A 16,871-nucleotide genomic window follows, 5' to 3' on the forward strand; every position below is an offset into this window, starting at 1 on the left:
CAGGGCCATGGCGCGGGTATCCTCTCTGGCGCCTGAACCCGGCGGCGCCGGGCCCGTGTCTGTGCCGGTCGTGCCGCCCTCGCATCCGCTGGTTGAGCGCTACCTCGAACACGTGCGCGTGGAAAAGCGCCTGGCCTCGCGCACCGTGGAGCTCTACGCCCTGGACCTGCAAAAACTCGAGGCCAACGCCCTGCAGGCCGGCGTGCAGCTGACCGAGGTGCAAAACATCCACATGCGGCGCTGGGTCGCGCAGATGCACGGCGCGGGCCGCAGCGGCCGCGGCATCGCGCTCATCCTCTCGGGCTGGCGCGGCTTTTACACCTGGCTGGGCCGCGAAGGCCTGGTCAAGGGCAACCCGGTGCAGGACGTGCGCGCCCCCAAGGCCGCCAAGCCCCTGCCCAAGGCGCTGAGCGTGGACGAGGCCGTGCAGCTGGCCGCCTACCAGGCCGACGTCACCGATGGCGACCCCCTGCTGGCGCTGCGCGACCAGTGCATCACCGAACTGCTCTACGGCTGCGGCTTGCGCATCGCCGAACTGGTGGGGCTGGACGTGCAGGCCAGCGCGCAGGCACGCGGCTGGATAGACCTTGACGCGGCCGAGGCCCACGTGCTCGGCAAGGGCTCGAAACGGCGCAGCGTGCCGGTGGGCGCGGCGGCGCTGCAGTCGCTGCGGCAATGGCTGGCGGCGCGCGGCGCCTGGGCGCGCGAGGACCAGGCCCTCTTCATCAGCGAACGCGGCACGCGCCTGACGCCGCAGCACATCCGGGTGCGCCTGAAGCAGCGATCATTGAAGGCCGGGCTGGCCACGCCGGTGCATCCGCACATGCTGCGCCATTCCTTTGCCAGCCACGTGCTGCAGTCCAGCGGCGACCTGCGCGCGGTGCAGGAGTTGCTGGGCCACGCCAACATCACGACCACGCAGGTCTACACGCGGCTGGACTTCCAGCACCTGGCCAAGGTGTATGACGCGGCGCATCCGCGGGCGGTGTCCAAAGCCGGCATGGGTGTGGCGGCGCCGCTTGCGGCGGAACAGGCCGCCGCCGTTCCGAAAGCGGTCAAACCCGGGAAGGCCTGAACGGCGGAGGCGGTCAGGCGGCTTTGGGCCGGTCGCGCCGGGTCGGCCGCAGGGGCTGCGCCTCGCTGAGCATGAACACCGCGCGCTTGCTGTCGGCGGGCGCGGCGGCCAGGCGCTCTTCGAGTTGCGTCAGCAGGCCCTGCGCGTTGGAGCCCTGGTGGGGCACCAGCGCATAGGCCACGTGCACCTGCGCCACGCAATCCACATGCAGTCCCTTGTAGGGCATGAGGCAGCGCGCCACGATGCGCGGCCCCAGCGTGCCGGCGTCTTCGGCGTTGAAGGGGCCTTCGACCAGCATGCCGAAGCGCCGCTCGGACATGCGCGCGGCGCTGTCGATTTCGCGCGCGGTGGACAACAGGCGCTCGGCCACGCGCAGCGGCAACTCGTCGGCCGCCTTGCGCCCGAAGTCGCGCTGGATCTGCTCGGTGTTGACCAGGTCGATGATCATCACCGCGCTCTGGTGGCGCAGCCGTTCGGAGCGCGCGATCATGCGGATCAGGCGCTCGGCGAACACATGGCCGTTGATCAGGCCGGTGGCCGGGTCCACCCGGTCCAGGCCCTGGATGCGGCGTATGTTTTCGCGGCGCTGCTGGCTGCGCAGCATCAGCACCAGCATGACGATGGGCAGGTGCAGCGCCACGCCCAGCTGCATGCCGTGCTGTGTCAGGAAGCCGATGGGCACGAGTTCGGCATTGCGCGCCAGGGTCCAGCCGGCGGCAACCAGCACGGGCACATACGCCAGCATCAGCCAGGGCGCGAAGCGGTCGCCGCGCCGCCAGGCCCAGCCCAGAACCAGCATGCCGCTGAATTCCAGCAGCAGCGTGATGGGGATGAACACGTCCATGCGCGTGGCGGCCGGCAGCAGCGCAAGCAGCACCGCCACCAGCGCGCCCAGCACGGCCTCGCCGGCCATCAGCCGGTGCAGGCGCAGCGAACGCTCGGGAAGGGCCACGGCCGCCGAGATGAACAGCAGCGTGGCCGAGACCGTCAGCATGGGCAGCACCGAAGTGGCGACGTCGCTCCAACCCGGCCAGGCGGGCCATAGGTGCAGGCCCGCGATGCCGGTGACGGTGGCCTGCGTCAGGCCCAGCAGGGTGACGCACACGGCATACCAGCCGTAGGCGGAGTCGCGCAGCGACACGGCGCCCAGCACGGAGATCAGCGCAGCCAGGCCGGTCAGGCCGAAGAAAATGCCCAGGATCAACGAGACGCGCTGCTCGGAATAGCTCAGCCGCCCTTCGCTGATGAACTGCAGCGGCGCACTGAAGGCATGGCCGTTTTCCAGGCGCAGCAGGTAGCTGGTGGGGACCTCGGCCGACAGCGCGATAGGCAGCAGCGGGTGGCGGTGCGGCACCGGCCATTTGTCGACCGCCACCAGGTCGCCGGCCAGTTGCTCATTCCACTGGCCGGCGCTGTCCCGCGTGTAGAGCGACGCCCGGTCTATGGACGGGTAGGGCACCTCGAGGTACCAGCGTTCGGTGTCGGGCGCGGGCGGCACATTGATGCGCACCCACATGGAATAACCACTGGTAACCGGGTAGATGGCGTCGGTATGCGTCGGTTTCCAGGGGATATCTGGCGTTGCCATGACCTGTTCGGGCGTGAACTTGCCGGTGGTGTCTATCCAGTAGTCCCCCCAGTCCTTCAGCGCGACGGGCTGCGTCTGGGAGTCCAGGTCCAGCACCGTGCGCGAGCGGGCGTCCAGGCTTGTCAGTGCCAGCAGCGAGCCCATCAGCAAGCTCATGACCAAGCCAAGGAGCAGGGTCCGAACAGCCGTGGGAGTACGGGGCACATTGCCTGTAAACGGCCTGCGTTTCTTTAACTGCCCCGAAATGTACTTAAAAATCATTAACCCGCGATTGTCGCAAACTTTCGCGAAAATTACAGTCGCGACTTCTGGGGACATGGCGGGCGGCTGTTTTGGGGTGATGAGCGGGAGCAGGCAAGGCCCGCACGCCCTGCCGCGACAATAGCGCCATGAAAATAATTCGATTGCGGGATGGCAAGGAACGCTCCTTGCTGCGGCGCCACCCCTGGATTTTTGACGGGGCCATCGCCAAGGGCGGGGGCGATGCCGGCGAAACGGTGCGGGTGGAAAGCCACGCCGGCCAGTTCCTGGGCTGGGCGGCCTTCAGCCCGGCTTCCAAAATCCGGGCGCGAGTCTGGAGTTTTGACGAAACCCAGCGCATCGACGCGGCTTTTTTTGAGGCGCGCATCGCCCAGGCCTTGAAGGCCCGGGAGCGTTTCGACATCCAGAGCGACGGGCGGCGCCTGGTCCACGGCGAATCCGACGGCCTGCCGGGCCTGGTCGTGGACCGTTATGGCGACACCCTGGTCGCGCAGTTTTCCAGCTGCGGGGCGGAAAAGTGGAAAAGCGTGATCGTCGATGCCTTGCTGGCGCAAACCGGCCTGGCGCGCCTGTATGAACGTTCCGACGCGAGCTCGCGCGCGCTCGAAGGCATGCCCGAGGTGACTGGATGGCTTAAAGGCTCAGGCGAAACCGGCATCACCATCACCGAGCACGAGTGGAAGCTGAGCCTGGACATTGCCGAAGGCCACAAGACCGGCTTTTACCTGGACCAGCGCGACAGCCGGCAGAAGTTCGCCGCCTACGCGCGCCGCCTGGGTTTCGAGAGCGTGCTCAATTGCTATTGCTATACCGGCGGTTTCACCGTGGCCGCGCTGGCCGGCGGCGCCGGGCACGTCACGTCCATCGACTCGTCGGCCCCGGCGATTGAACGGGCCCGCGCCAATGTGGCGCTGAACGGTTTCGACGCCAGCCGCACCACCTTGCTCGATGCCGACGTCAACGCTTCATTGCGCCAGTACCAGAAAGAGGGCCGGACCTTCGACGCCATCGTGCTGGACCCGCCCAAGTTCGCACCCACGGTGACGCATGCCGAGCGCGCCGCCCGCGCCTACAAGGACATCAACCGCCTGGCGCTGTCCATCCTGTCCCCCGGCGGCGTGCTGTTCACCTACTCGTGCTCGGGCGGCATCAGCGCCGACCTGTTCCACAAGATCGTGGCTTCGGCCGGCATAGATGCCGGCGTGGACGCCTTTATCTCCGAGCGCATGGGCGGCGCGCCCGACCACCCGATGACGGTGGCCTTCCCGGAAGGCGAATACCTCAAGGGGCTGGTGCTGGTAAAGCGGGTCGGCGGCTGAGCCGGCAAGCCCCAAGGGCTTGACACGTTCTGTAAAGTGACTGTTGGCCGAGGTGGTATTCACCGGGCGCCCTCGAAGGGCTTGAACCCGCCGCTAAACTCCCCAGCTTGGGTTCTCGCGGCCCGCCGCCTTCCTGCCATTCCCGCAATTTCCCCGTTTTTAGGTAGACACCATGAGCTTGATCCCCGTCACCATCCTCACCGGCTTTCTGGGCTCCGGCAAGACCACGCTGCTCAAACGCGTGCTGACCGAAGCGCACGGCCAGAAGATCGCCGTCATCGAGAATGAATTCGGCGAGGAAAATATCGACAACGAGATCCTGGTCAACGACACCCAGGAAAACATCATCCAGATGAACAACGGCTGCATCTGCTGCTCAATCCGCGAGGATTTGCGCGAAACGCTGCAACTGCTGGCCGCCAAGAAGCGCAAGGGCCTGCTTGATTTCGACCGCGTGGTGATCGAAACCACGGGCCTGGCCGACCCCGGCCCGGTGGCGCAGACCTTTTTCATGGACGAGGAAATCGCCGAGCAGTACCTGCTGGATTCCATCCTGACCCTGGTCGACGCCAAACACGCGGCCACCCAGCTCAACGACCGCCAGGAGGCGCGCCGCCAGGTCGGTTTCGCCGACCAGATATTCATCAGCAAATCGGACCTGGTCGCCAAGGACGAGGTCGACGCGCTGATGCACCGCCTGAAGCACATGAACCCGCGCGCCCCGCAGACAGCCGTGCATTTCGGTGAAGTGGCGATCAAGGACGTGTTCGACCTGCGCGGCTTCAACCTCAACGCCAAACTGGACATCGACCCGGACTTCCTCAAGGAGGACGATCACGCCGGTCATGACCATGACCATGAACACGGCGAGCATTGCGACCACCCGTCCCACGCCAAGGGCGGGCATGAGGGCCATGGCCACCATCACCACCATGACGACGACGTCAAGAGTTTCGTCTTCCGCTCCGACAAGGCCTTCAGCCCGGCCAAGCTTGAGGACTTCCTGGGCGCGGTGGTCAATATCTACGGCCCGCGCATGCTGCGCTACAAGGGCGTGCTGAACATGGACGGCACCGACCGCAAGGTGATTTTCCAGGGCGTGCACCAGCTCATGGGCAGCGACCTCGGGCCCGCCTGGGCCGAGGGCGAGACCAAAAACAGCAAGATGGTCTTCATCGGCATCGACCTGCCCAAAGATATTTTTATGCAGGGCCTGGAGCAGTGCCTGGTTTGAGGTAGGCTGTCCGCCTGTAGCCGATAAAAGGCGGAGGGCTTCATGTTTGTCTCGATTCTCCAACGGTTTATTTTTTGGGTGTCACAGCGTGCTGGCGAGCCGCTACAATCGCGCGCCGACCAAAATACCCGGAAAACCGAATCGGGAGGGTTGCCAGGCTCAAAACCGGCTAAAAAGCAGGTTGAGGACCGTTTCCTAGCGGTGTTCAGGACTGGCAGCCGACAAGCAAGGCAGACAAACCAGGAAATCTGGCAACAGCTAGGGTTGGACTGTGTAGCAGCAGTCCGGCCAGGAAGCCGCCGCACAGGCCTCAAGGCCGTCCCAAGGCTGCTTTCTAGAGGAGACACATTGTGAAAGCCCCAGCGAAGAAGACCAAGACGCCCGCCAAGGCTGCAGCCAAACCGGCCGCCAAGACAGCCGTGAAAGCCAAGCCGGCGCCCAAAGCAGCTGCCAAAGCCGTTGTGAAAAAGGCTGCCAAACCTGCCGTGAAAGCCAAACCGGCGTCCAAACCCGCCGCGAAAAAGGCTGTAAAGCCAGCGTCCAAGGCTGCACCCCAGAAAAAACCTGCCGCAGCCGTCAAGAAAACCGCTGCCAAGCCTGTGCCTTCCAAGGCCAAGGCCGTCGCCAAACCCGTCAAGCCAGTGCTCAAAACATCGCCAAAACCCGCCGCCACACCCGCTGTCAAAGCCGCCCCTAAACCCGCCGCCAAGCCCGTGCCGACCGTGGCCGCCGCCGCGCCGGCGCCGGCTCCCGTGGTGAGGGCCGGGCTCGTCGCCCCGCCTCCGCTGAAACCCGGGCGGCGCAGTTCGGCCCGGGTCGCGACCCAATCACCCCCTCCCGCACCTATGGTGCCAACCCATGCGCCTGACGCAGCCAAAGCCAGCTACTCAACAATGACCGAACGCGTGATCGCGCCGCCACCCCAGGCGGCGGCCAAAAAAGACCCGAAGCTTGCCAACAACTGGAAGACCAAATCCGCCGAGCAGCTGACGGACGACGAAGTCAAGGCCATGCCCGACTCCGAGTACATGAACGAAAAGCAGCTGGCGTTCTTTCGCCACAAGCTGTCGGTGCTCAAGCAGGACATCCACAACAGCGCCGGTGAAACCACCGAGCACCTGCGTGAAGACACCGTCGTGGTGCCCGATCCCGCGGACCGCGCCACCATCGAGGAAGAACACGCCCTTGAATTGCGCACCCGCGACCGCGAGCGCAAGCTGCTCAAGAAAATCGAGCAATCCATCGCCCGTATCGACTCCGGCGACTACGGCTATTGCGACGAGACCGGCGAACCCATCGGCGTGGGCCGCTTGATTGCCCGCCCCACGGCCAACCTGTCCCTGGAAGCCCAGCAACGCAGGGAACTCAAGCAAAAAATGTTTGGCGATTAACGCCAGGTCCCGGTTGAAGGTTTTTTAGTCGTCACGCCATGTCCAAAGAAGATACCGCTTCAGGCCTGCTGTCCAAGATGGTGAAGTTCGTCCGGAATCCGGCCACGAACTGGGCCGACCTGGACGCCGCACCCACCGACCGGGACGAGGCCATGAGCAAGCAGTTGCTCAAGGAAATGATAGAGCGCAAGCGGCAAAACGACTTCGTGCGCAAGCGCGAATTCGACATGCTGCGAAAGATGCGCAAGCGTGAAGCCATGGTGGGCGTGGGCCAGGACCCGGGCGGCAGGCCCTCGTTCTTCCAGAGCAGCATGCCGTCCAAACCCGACGACAGGGCCACCACGCTCAAGAAGATCGACGAGATCGAAGCGCAGATGTCCATGCAGTGGTGGAAAACCAAGAACGGCGGCATCCCCGACAGCACGCCCCCGCATGCATCGCCCAACTCGGGCGTCAGGAACCCTTCTGTCCACGCCCCTCTGCTGGACAACGCGCTGCCCACCGCCTACAGGGCCACGGCCCCGGCGGGCCTGCAGCCGGCGGGCCTCAAGCAAGCCGATGCGGTGCCCCCCCGGGATGCGCCGAGCACGGAACCCGACTCGCTGTCCATCGCACTCGCGGAAGCCCGTGGCGGCGGCCTTGGCGCCAAACCGCCGCCCCCTGCACCGGTGGGGCTGCCCGGCGGCCTGGCCGGCATAGGCCGCGACGAGGGCGGCAGCTCCGGTTTTTCACACTCCAAATTCAGCGCTGTCGACGTGGCCGAAGGTGTTGAGCATGACGCCGAGCTCGAAGAGGCCGCCATCCGCTTTGCCAATGGCGACGACGCCGGCGCGGAAGCCGGCCTGCTGGAAATCCTTGCTCCCAACGGCGCGCGCGCCGGCCATGCGGATACCTGGTTGACGCTGTTCGACCTGTACCGTGCCACGGCGCAGCAGGACAAGTTCGAAACGGCGGCGATCCAGTTCGTCGAGCGCTTCGACCGCTCCGCGCCGCAATGGTTTTCCATGCCCGACATGGTGAAAATGCTCGCCGAGCCATTGAGCAAGACCGGCAACGGGCCTGCCGCCGACTGGGTATGCCCCTCCTCGCTGGGCATACAGACGGTGGCCGCGCTCAAGGCGGCCATGGCCAAGTCCCCCATGCCCTGGCGGCTGGACTGGAACAACCTCAAAACTATCGAAGTCGCCGCGGTGGAGCCGCTGTACAAAGTCTTCAGCGGCTGGGCGGCGCAGCCCGTCCAGTTGCGCTTCATGGGCGACGCGCAATTGCAGAAGGTGCTGCAGAACGCCACGCCTTCAGGCAGCCGCGATACGGCCCAGAACTGGTGGCTGCTTCGCATGGAGGCGCTGCGCGTCACGAACCGCCCCGACGACTTTGAGCTGGCGGCGCTCGACTTCTGCGTCACCTATGAAGTGTCTCCGCCGGCCTGGGACAGCGCGCGTTGCGAATACAAGCCCATCGACGCGCAGGGCGGCGTCCTGAGCGGCGAGGCCATCATCGGCGACGTCTACCGCGACTCCATGTCATCCAGCCTCAGCGCCATTGAAGGAGACACCCAGATGGACGCGCCGAGTTCGCAGATGAGCAACCTGTTGTCGGTGGAACTGTCCGGCCAGGTTCAGGGCGATGCGATCGCGGTGCTCGACAAGCTCGAGGCGAAGCTGATGGGCGCGGACATGATGCTGATTTCGTGTTCCAAGCTGATTCGCGTGGATTTTTCCGCGGCGGGAACACTGCTCAACTGGGTTTCGGCCCGTGAAGCCGAGAGCCGCGCGGTGCAGTTTTCCGACGTCAATCGCCTGGTGGCCGCTTTCTTCAACGTGATCGGCATCACCGAGCACGCCAGGGTGATGGTTCGCGTCGACTGAGGCCTCTGAGCCTCCCCAGCCCCGCAACGGGGCTGGTCTCAACGGGTTTTGACAACCCGCGCTCCCCCGAAACTCCCTGCTGCTCCTCGCAGCGCGGGATGCGTGCGGCCTCATGTCGCGCACACGCCCTTGCCCTGCATGTGAGCTAAGTTGCTTGCTATATTTTTCATAGCCCGTGCGTGAACGACGCAGCGGGCGCGGGCAAAAAGCGATGGAAATACTCACCACCTTCTGCGCGTCGCCGCCGGTTGGCTTAAAGCAATACTTTCATTGCATGTTCTAAGTGCTTAATTTAGAACGCTTTTTGATTTTCTCCTTGCATCCAGAGACGCAGCTAAGTCCTTGATTTCATTGAAAAAATTTGTTTCAAATCCCTTGCTTGCAAATGGTTTCCTGCTAAAGTGGGAGGAAGTGCAATTTAGTGGTGAAAAGTGTTTTCCAAAGGTTTGTAGCAGTGTTTCAAGGCGCCTCATCATTAGCTCTCGATACGAAAGGTCGGCTCTCCGTGCCGACCCGGCATCGTGACGTGCTGAGCGCCACCGCTTCCGGCCAGCTCACCATCACCAAGCACCCGCACGGCTGCCTCATGATTTTCCCCCGCAACGAGTGGGAAAAATTCCGTGACCGCATCGCCTCGCTGCCGATGCAGGCACAGTGGTGGAAACGCATCTTCCTCGGCAACGCGATGGACGTCGACATGGACGCCACCGGCCGTGTGCTGGTCTCGCCCGAGCTGCGCGCGGCGGCGGGCATCAGCAAAGACACGGTGCTGCTGGGCATGGGCAGCTACTTCGAGCTCTGGGATGCCGCCACCTACGCGGCCCAGGAGGCCGAGCAGATGAAGGGCGAGATGCCCGATGTCTTCAGAGACTTTTCGTTCTGAAAGAAGACGGTGAACGGCACATGGATACACCGCACCGTCCTGTTGAACGAAGCCATCGCGGCGCTTCTTGTCAACCCGGACGGCCACTACGTCGACGCGACCTTCGGGCGCGGCGGGCATTCGCGCCTGCTGCTGTCCCAACTCTCGCCGCAGGGGCGGCTTACCGCCTTCGACAAGGACCTCGACGCCATCGCCGAGGCGCAGACCATCAACGACCCGCGCTTTTCCATCCGCCACGAGGGCTTTATGCACCTCGGGCAGCTGCCCGCGGCCAGCGCGGCCGGCGTGCTGATGGACCTGGGCGTGAGTTCACCGCAGATCGACAACCCGGTGCGCGGTTTTTCGTTTCGGCAAGAGGGGCCGCTCGACATGCGAATGGACACCACGCGTGGCCAGAGCGTGGCCGAGTGGCTGGCGGATGCATCCATAGAAACCATGGCGGAGGTGATTCGTGAATATGGCGAAGAACGGTTTGCTCAACAGATTGCAAAGGCGATTGATCGTCGCCGACAGGAACGGGGCCCTCTTCGAACCACCGCTGAGCTGGCCGAAGTCGTGGCTGGCGCGGTCAAAACCCGCGAGCCGGGCAAGGACCCTGCAACGCGCACATTTCAGGCTCTTCGGATTTTCATCAACGCCGAGCTTGAAGAGCTGCAACAGGCGTTAGCCGCGTCGCTGAAAGTTCTCCAACCGGGAGGCCGTCTGGTGGTGATCAGTTTTCATTCGCTCGAAGACCGCATCGTCAAGCAGTTCATCGCCGCGCATTCGCGCGAGGTGTTCGACCGCCGCGCGCCTTTCGCCGAACCCAAGGCCATGCACCTCAAGGCCCTGGGCCGCACCATGCCCAGCGACGAAGAAGTGGCCGGCAATCCGCGCTCGCGCAGTGCCGTGATGCGCGTCGCCGAACGCACAGAGGTGGCCGCATGAGCACCGCCGCACGTGGGAGGGTGAAGATTCCCTGCGAGCAGGGGCCGCGGAACCGGCTTTGCCGGGCCGCAGGCGCAGCGGCCCCTGAGGGGCTGGAGCCCGCGGCTCCAAGCCTGCCAGCGCAGGCTTGGACGGGCGACAGAGGCGAAGCGTCTCGCAAGCCAAGGCCTGCAAGGCCTCGCGTAGTACGCGAAGCGACAAGCGTGGGGGCCATGTCATGGCCAGGCTGAACTTCATTCTTCTTTTGGCCGTGCTCGCCAGCGCGCTGTACCTCGTGCGCACCCAGTACGAGTCGCGCCGCCTCTACGTCGAGCTTGAAAAAGCGACGGCCGAGGCCCGCAAGATCGAAATGGACAACGAACGCCTGCAGGTGGAAAAACGCGCCCAAGCCACGCCCCTGAAGGTGGAAAAGCTCGCGAAAGAACGCCTGCAGATGCGCACGGTGACCCCGGCCATCACGCAATACGTGACCTACAAGGACGCGCCGGCCGCTGCGCCCCTTGCGGCCTCGGCGCCCGGAGGCGGCAAGCCATGAGCCGCAGCGTCCTTTATTCTTCCAGTCCCCTGCTGGCCAGCAAGACACCCGTCTGGCGCAGCAAATTCATTGTGGCCGGCATCGCGCTGGCCTTTGCCGGGCTGGCCGGCCGCGCGGCCTACATCCAGATCTTCGGCAACGAATTTTTCCAGCGCCAGGGCGAGGTGCGTTTTGCCCGCACGCTGGAGCTGCCCGCCAACCGCGGCCGCATCCTGGACCGCAACGGCCTGATCCTCGCGTCCAGCGTGCCGGCGCCCAGTATCTGGGCCATCCCGGAAGACGTCGAAGCCAGCAAGGCGCAACTGGCCGAACTGGCCGGGCTACTGGAAATGCCGCTGGCCGACCTCAACAAAAAACTCGCTGAGGAAGACAAGACTTTTGTCTGGATCAAGCGCCAAGTCGACGAGCCCGTGGCGCAAAAAATCCACGCGCTGGGCATCAAGGGCATTTACCAGCGCAAGGAATACAAGCGCCAGTACCCCGAGGGTGAAACCGTGGCCCACGTGGTGGGTTTTACCAACGTCGAGGACCGCGGCCAGGAAGGCATAGAACTGACCTTCAACAAGGACCTGGCGGGCAAGGCCGGGTCGCGCCGCGTCATCAAGGACCGCCTGGGCCGCGTCGTCGAGGACGTTGGCGAGCAGGTGCATCCCGTCGAAGGCAAGGACATCCAGCTGAGCATAGACAGCAAGGTGCAGTTCTTCGCCTACCAGAAGCTGCGCGACGCGGTCATCGCGCGCAAGGCCAAGGCCGGCAGCGTCGTGGTGCTGGATTCCACCACCGGCGAAGTGCTGGCGCTGGTGAACTACCCCAGTTACGTGCCCGACAAGCGCAAGAACCTGACCGGCGAGCAACTGCGCAACCGCGCCCTCACCGACACCTTCGAGCCCGGCTCCACCATGAAACCGATCACGGTGGCCATGGCGCTGGAGGCCGGGCGCATCAAGCCGCAAACCATCATCGAAACCGGGCCCGGCCGCTACAACATCGGCGGCTTCACCATCAGCGACACCCACAACTACGGCACGCTGACGGTCGAGGGCGTGATCCAGAAATCCAGCAACGTCGGCGCGCTGAAGATCGCCCAGAAGATGACCCCGCAGGAAATGTGGGACACCTACACGGCGCTGGGCTACGGGCAGAAACCGCAGATCCAGTTCCCCGGCGCGGTCACGGGGCGTGTGCGGCCCTGGAAAACCTGGCGCCCTGTCGAGCAGGCGACCATGGCCTACGGCTACGGCCTGTCGGCCTCGCTGTTCCAGATGGCGCACTCCTACACCGCGTTCGCGCATGACGGCCAGATCATCCCCGTCACCATGCTCAAGAGCGACGAGCCCGCCGTGGGCGTGAAGGTGTTTTCCGCCGAGAACGCGCATGCCGTTCGCCGCATGCTGCAGATGGCCGCCGCCCCCGGCGGCACCGGCCCGCTGGCGCAGACCGTGGGCTATTCCGTGGGCGGCAAGTCGGGTACGGCCCACAAACAGGTCGGCAAGGGTTATGCCACCAACAAATACCGCGCCTGGTTTACCGGCATGGCGCCCATCGAAGCGCCGCGCATCATCGTCGGCGTGATGATCGACGAGCCCAGCGACGGCAACTACTTCGGCGGTGTGGCTGCCGCGCCTGTTTTCAGCGAGGTCGTGCAGCAGACCCTGCGCATGATGGGCGTGCAGCCCGACATGAGCGTCAAGCCGCAGATCACCACCCAGGCCGTGGAGGAGTCGTTTTGAGCACGCAACTCCACACCCCTGAACAAGCCGCCGGCTGGCTGCGCGAACGCGTGACGGGCAGCCTGCGCACGGACAGCCGCAAGCTCGCCAAGGGCGACGGCTTTATCGCCTGGCCCGGCGCGGCGACCGACGGGCGCAAGTTTGTGGGCGCTGCGCTGGGCGCGGGCGCCACGGCCTGCCTGGTCGAACAGGACGGCGCAGCCGCCTATGATTTTCAGGACGAAAAAGTCGCCGAGTACGCAGGCCTGAAGGCCGCGACCGGGCCCATCGCCGCTGTCTATTTCAACGAACCGAGCCGGCAACTGCGGATTTCGGCCGTCACCGGCACCAACGGCAAGACCTCCACCGCCTGGTGGCTGGCGCAGGCCCTGGGCAGGCTGGGGCGCAAATGCGGCCTCATCGGCACGCTGGGCACAGGCGAGCCCGGCGCCATGGTTTCCAACGGCCTGACCACGCCCGATCCGGTGCTGTTGCAGCAGGAACTGCGGCGCTTCGCCGACGAAGGCTTCGTCGCCTGCGCGCTGGAGGCCTCGTCCATCGGCGTGGTTGAACACCGCCTGGACGCGACGGCCATCGAAGTCGCCATCTTCACCAATTTCACGCAGGACCATCTCGACTACCACGCGTCCATGCAGGATTACTGGGAGGCCAAGGCCAAACTCTTCGGCTGGCCGGGCCTGAAGGCGGCGGTCATCAACATCGACGACGCCAAGGGCGCCGAACTCAAGGAATCGCTGGTCGGAAGCGGCCTGGACCTGTGGACCGTATCCTGTGTGGAGCCGGCTCGCCTGCAGGCACGCAAGATCGAGCATGGTGTGGATGCCTTGAGCTTTGAAGTGGCCGAAGGCGCCGAAAGCCACATGCTTGCCGTGCAACTGGTCGGCCAGTACAACGTCTCCAACCTGCTCGGCGTGCTCGCCGCCCTGCGCGCCATGGGCGTTCCACTGGCCGATGCGGTGAATGCCTGCAGCGGCCTGCTGCCCGTGCCCGGCCGCACCGAGACGCTTGCCACGCCGGGGCGGCCGCTGGTGGTCATCGACTACGCGCACACGCCCGACGCCCTCGAAAAAGTGCTGCTCGCGCTGCGGCCGGCGGCGGCGCGCCGCGGCGGCCAGCTCTGGTGCGTGTTCGGCTGCGGCGGTGACCGCGACGCCACCAAGCGCCCGCTGATGGCGGCCGTCGCTGAAAAGAATGCCGATCAAGTGGTGGTGACCAGCGACAACCCGCGCAGCGAAAACCCGCTGGCCATCATCTGCCAGGTCCTGCTGGGCTTGAGCCACCGCGACGCCGTGCACGTGCAGGTCGACAGGGCGGCCGCCATCACGCACGCCCTGACTCTGGCCGGATCTGCGGACGTGGTGCTGCTGGCCGGAAAAGGCCACGAAAGTTTCCAGGAAGCGGGTGGCGTGAAGCTTCCCTTCTCCGATCGCGAGCATGCGCAGGCGGCGCTCGATGCTTTGGAATCCCAGCCAGGAGCGCAAGCATGATGCGCCTGCAACAAGCCCTGGGCTGGCTGCCCGGCGTTCGCCTCGTGGGCGATGCAAACGTGCAGATCCTGCGCGTCAACACCGACACGCGCAGCCTGCAGGCGGGCGACCTGTTTGTCGCGCTCAAGGGCGAGCGCTTCGACGCCCATGAATTCCTCGCGCAGGCCAGGGCGCAAGGCGCGGTGGCGGCCATTGCCCATCACGGCCTGGCAGAGGCCGGCCTCCCGGGCCTGGAAGTACCCGACACGCGCCTGGCACTGGGGCGGCTGGCGGCTGGCTGGCGTTCGCAGTTCAAGCTGCCCCTGGTCGCGGTCACGGGCAGCAACGGGAAAACCACCGTCACGCAAATGATCGCGGCCATCCTGCGCGCATGGAAGGCCGACAAGGCCTTCGCCACCGAAGGCAACCTCAATAACGACATCGGCGTGCCGCTCACGCTGCTGCGCCTGTCGGCCGCGCACGAAGTGGGCGTGGTTGAACTCGGCATGAACCACCCGGGCGAAATCGCCTACCTGGCCGAACTCAGCAAGCCCACCGTCGCGCTGGTCAACAACGCGCAGCGTGAGCACCTGGAGTTCATGGCCACGGTCGAAGCGGTGGCCCGTGAGAATGGCTCGGTATTCCAGTCGCTGGATGCGGCGGGCACGGCGGTGTTTCCCGCGGACGACGATTACACCCCGCTGTGGCGCGAACTCGTGGGCGCGCGCAAGGTGCTGACCTTCGCGCTCTCAGGCAATGCCGACGTCACCGGCAGCGCGCAATGGGAGGGCGGCTGCTGGAAGGTCGCTGCCGCCACACCCGCAGGCAACACCGACTTCTCGCTGCACATCGCCGGCCGGCACAACGTCAAGAATGCCCTGGCCGCCACGGCCTGCGCGCTGGCCGCGGGTGTGCCGCTGGCTTCGATCTCCGCAGGACTCTCGGCCTTTGTGCCGGTCAAAGGCCGTTCGCGCGCCATTGCCGTGAATTTGCCGGGCCGGGTGCTGACGCTGGTCGACGACAGCTACAACGCCAATCCCGACTCCATGCGTGCCGCGCTGGAAGTGCTGGCCGAACTGCCCGGCCCGCGCCTGATGGTGATGGGCGACATGGGCGAGGTCGGCGACCAGGGCCCGCAGTTCCACGATGAAGCCGGCCGCCATGCGCGCGCGCTGGGCATTGAAAAGCTGTTCACGCTGGGCGAGCAATCAAAAAACGCCGCAACCGGCTTCGGGAATGCGCAAATTTTCGGGAGCATCGACGGGCTAACCGCCGCCGTGCTGGCCGAGTTGCCCCACACCGGCAGCGTGCTGGTCAAAGGCTCCCGCTTCATGAAGATGGAACGTGTGGTGCAGGCCATCACGGCCCATGCGCAAGATCAATCACAACAACATCAAAAGGGAGAGCCCCATGCTGCTTAGTCTGGCCCAGTGGCTCCAGTCGATTTCCCCCGAGTTCGGGTTCTTCAGGGTGTTCCAGTACCTGACCTTCCGCGCCGTCATGGCCGCGCTCACCGCGCTGCTGATCGGCCTGCTGGCCGGGCCTTTTGTGATCCGTCGGCTCATCTCGCTCAAGATCGGCCAGCCCATCCGCGAATACGCGATGCAGACGCACCTGAGCAAGAGCGGCACGCCCACCATGGGCGGCGTGCTGATCCTGCTGGCCATAGGCATCTCCACGCTGCTGTGGTTCGACCTGTCCAACCGTTTTGTCTGGATCGTCCTCATCGTCACGCTGGGCTTCGGCGCCATCGGCTGGGCCGACGACTGGCGCAAGGTCGTGCTCAAGGACCCGGAAGGCATGCGTTCGCGCGAGAAATACATGTGGCAGTCCATCATCGGGCTGGTCGCGGCGCTGTACCTGGTGTTCAGCATTTCCGAGAGTTCCAACATGCGCGTGCTCGAGCTGTTCTTCAGTTGGGTGCAATCGGGCTTTGACGTGAACCTGCCGCCCAAGGCCGGTCTGCTCGTGCCCTTCGTCAAGGAAATCAGCTATCCGCTGGGCGTGTTCGGCTTTGTGATCCTGACCTACCTCGTGATCGTGGGATCGAGCAACGCCGTCAACCTGACCGACGGCCTGGACGGCCTGGCCATCATGCCGGTGGTCATGGTGGGCTCGGCGCTGGGCGTGTTCGCTTACGTCACCGGCAGCTCGGTCTATTCCAAGTACCTTTTCTTTCCGCACATCCCCGGTTCGGGCGAGTTGCTGATTTTCTGCTCCGCCATGGCCGGCGCGGGCCTGGCCTTCCTGTGGTTCAACACCCACCCGGCCCAGGTCTTCATGGGCGACGTGGGCGCACTGGCGCTGGGCGCCGCGCTGGGCACCATCGCCGTCATCGTGCGCCAGGAAATCGTGCTGGCCATCATGGGCGGCATCTTCGTCGTCGAGGCGCTTTCCGTGATGCTGCAGGTGACCTGGTTCAAGTACACCAAGAAGCGCTACGGCGAAGGCCGGCGCATCCTCAAGATGGCGCCTTTGCACCATCACTTCGAGAAAAGCGGCTGGAAAGAAACGCAGGTGGTCGTGCGTTTCTGGATCATCACCATGCTGCTGTGCCTCATCGGCCTTTCCACCTTGAAGCTCAGGTAACAGGC

At 65.0% G+C, this 16,871-nt stretch carries 13 protein-coding genes; 12 read left to right on the forward strand and 1 reads right to left on the reverse strand.

Annotated elements, in window-relative coordinates:
- Positions 1 to 7: 7 nt before the first annotated feature.
- The gene (locus tag ACLV74_RS03345; protein WP_411877951.1) at positions 8 to 1,075 is read left to right on the forward strand and encodes a tyrosine recombinase XerC; all 1,068 of its coding nucleotides are present in this window, start codon (positions 8 to 10) and stop codon (positions 1,073 to 1,075) included.
- Between the two features lie 13 nt (positions 1,076 to 1,088).
- Here ACLV74_RS03345 and ACLV74_RS03350 read toward each other — a convergent pair whose 3' ends face one another.
- A complete protein-coding gene (locus tag ACLV74_RS03350; RefSeq protein WP_411877952.1) occupies positions 1,089 to 2,819 on the reverse strand; it encodes a 7TM diverse intracellular signaling domain-containing protein in 1,731 nt (576 codons plus the stop codon).
- A gap of 233 nt (positions 2,820 to 3,052) precedes the next feature.
- Between ACLV74_RS03350 and ACLV74_RS03355 the strand changes: the two genes are divergently transcribed.
- From ACLV74_RS03355 to mraY, 11 genes are all read left to right on the forward strand, one after another.
- Positions 3,053 to 4,243: a class I SAM-dependent rRNA methyltransferase gene (locus ACLV74_RS03355; protein WP_411877953.1), complete on the forward strand. Its 1,191-nt coding sequence runs from the start codon at positions 3,053 to 3,055 to the stop codon at positions 4,241 to 4,243.
- Positions 4,244 to 4,415: 172 nt separating this feature from the next.
- Entirely contained in the window at positions 4,416 to 5,477 is a 1,062-nt protein-coding gene (locus ACLV74_RS03360) for a CobW family GTP-binding protein (protein ID WP_411877954.1), read from the forward strand.
- A gap of 350 nt (positions 5,478 to 5,827) precedes the next feature.
- Positions 5,828 to 6,868 carry an RNA polymerase-binding protein DksA gene (gene dksA / locus ACLV74_RS03365; RefSeq protein WP_411877955.1) on the forward strand — a complete coding sequence of 347 codons (1,041 nt, stop codon included), beginning with the start codon at positions 5,828 to 5,830 and terminating at the stop codon, positions 6,866 to 6,868.
- A 38-nt stretch (positions 6,869 to 6,906) separates the two neighbouring features.
- Positions 6,907 to 8,736, forward strand: coding sequence for an STAS domain-containing protein (locus tag ACLV74_RS03370; RefSeq protein ID WP_411877956.1), 1,830 nt, complete (start codon positions 6,907 to 6,909; stop codon positions 8,734 to 8,736).
- Between the two features lie 454 nt (positions 8,737 to 9,190).
- Complete coding sequence (gene mraZ / locus ACLV74_RS03375) at positions 9,191 to 9,619, forward strand: division/cell wall cluster transcriptional repressor MraZ (protein WP_411877957.1); 429 nt, start codon at positions 9,191 to 9,193, stop codon at positions 9,617 to 9,619.
- 9 nt (positions 9,620 to 9,628) lie between these two features.
- On the forward strand, positions 9,629 to 10,546 hold the full coding sequence (rsmH, locus tag ACLV74_RS03380; RefSeq protein ID WP_411877958.1) for a 16S rRNA (cytosine(1402)-N(4))-methyltransferase RsmH: 918 nt from the start codon (positions 9,629 to 9,631) through the stop codon (positions 10,544 to 10,546).
- Between the two features lie 217 nt (positions 10,547 to 10,763).
- Positions 10,764 to 11,081 carry a cell division protein FtsL gene (ftsL, locus tag ACLV74_RS03385; RefSeq protein ID WP_411877959.1) on the forward strand — a complete coding sequence of 106 codons (318 nt, stop codon included), beginning with the start codon at positions 10,764 to 10,766 and terminating at the stop codon, positions 11,079 to 11,081.
- Entirely contained in the window at positions 11,078 to 12,811 is a 1,734-nt protein-coding gene (locus ACLV74_RS03390) for a peptidoglycan D,D-transpeptidase FtsI family protein (RefSeq protein ID WP_411877960.1), read from the forward strand. The genes ftsL and ACLV74_RS03390 overlap by 4 nt, the downstream gene beginning before the upstream one ends.
- Complete coding sequence (locus tag ACLV74_RS03395) at positions 12,808 to 14,298, forward strand: UDP-N-acetylmuramoyl-L-alanyl-D-glutamate--2,6-diaminopimelate ligase (RefSeq protein ID WP_411877961.1); 1,491 nt, start codon at positions 12,808 to 12,810, stop codon at positions 14,296 to 14,298. Before ACLV74_RS03390 ends, ACLV74_RS03395 begins: the two co-directional genes overlap by 4 nt.
- Positions 14,295 to 15,698 carry a UDP-N-acetylmuramoyl-tripeptide--D-alanyl-D-alanine ligase gene (locus tag ACLV74_RS03400; RefSeq protein WP_411877962.1) on the forward strand — a complete coding sequence of 468 codons (1,404 nt, stop codon included), beginning with the start codon at positions 14,295 to 14,297 and terminating at the stop codon, positions 15,696 to 15,698. Before ACLV74_RS03395 ends, ACLV74_RS03400 begins: the two co-directional genes overlap by 4 nt.
- A complete protein-coding gene (gene mraY, locus ACLV74_RS03405; RefSeq protein WP_411877963.1) occupies positions 15,688 to 16,866 on the forward strand; it encodes a phospho-N-acetylmuramoyl-pentapeptide-transferase in 1,179 nt (392 codons plus the stop codon). The genes ACLV74_RS03400 and mraY overlap by 11 nt, the downstream gene beginning before the upstream one ends.
- Positions 16,867 to 16,871 lie beyond the last annotated feature (5 nt).

The sequence above is a fragment of the Polaromonas sp. YR568 genome (genome assembly GCF_943369415.1).
GTDB lineage: Bacteria > Pseudomonadota > Gammaproteobacteria > Burkholderiales > Burkholderiaceae_C > Polaromonas.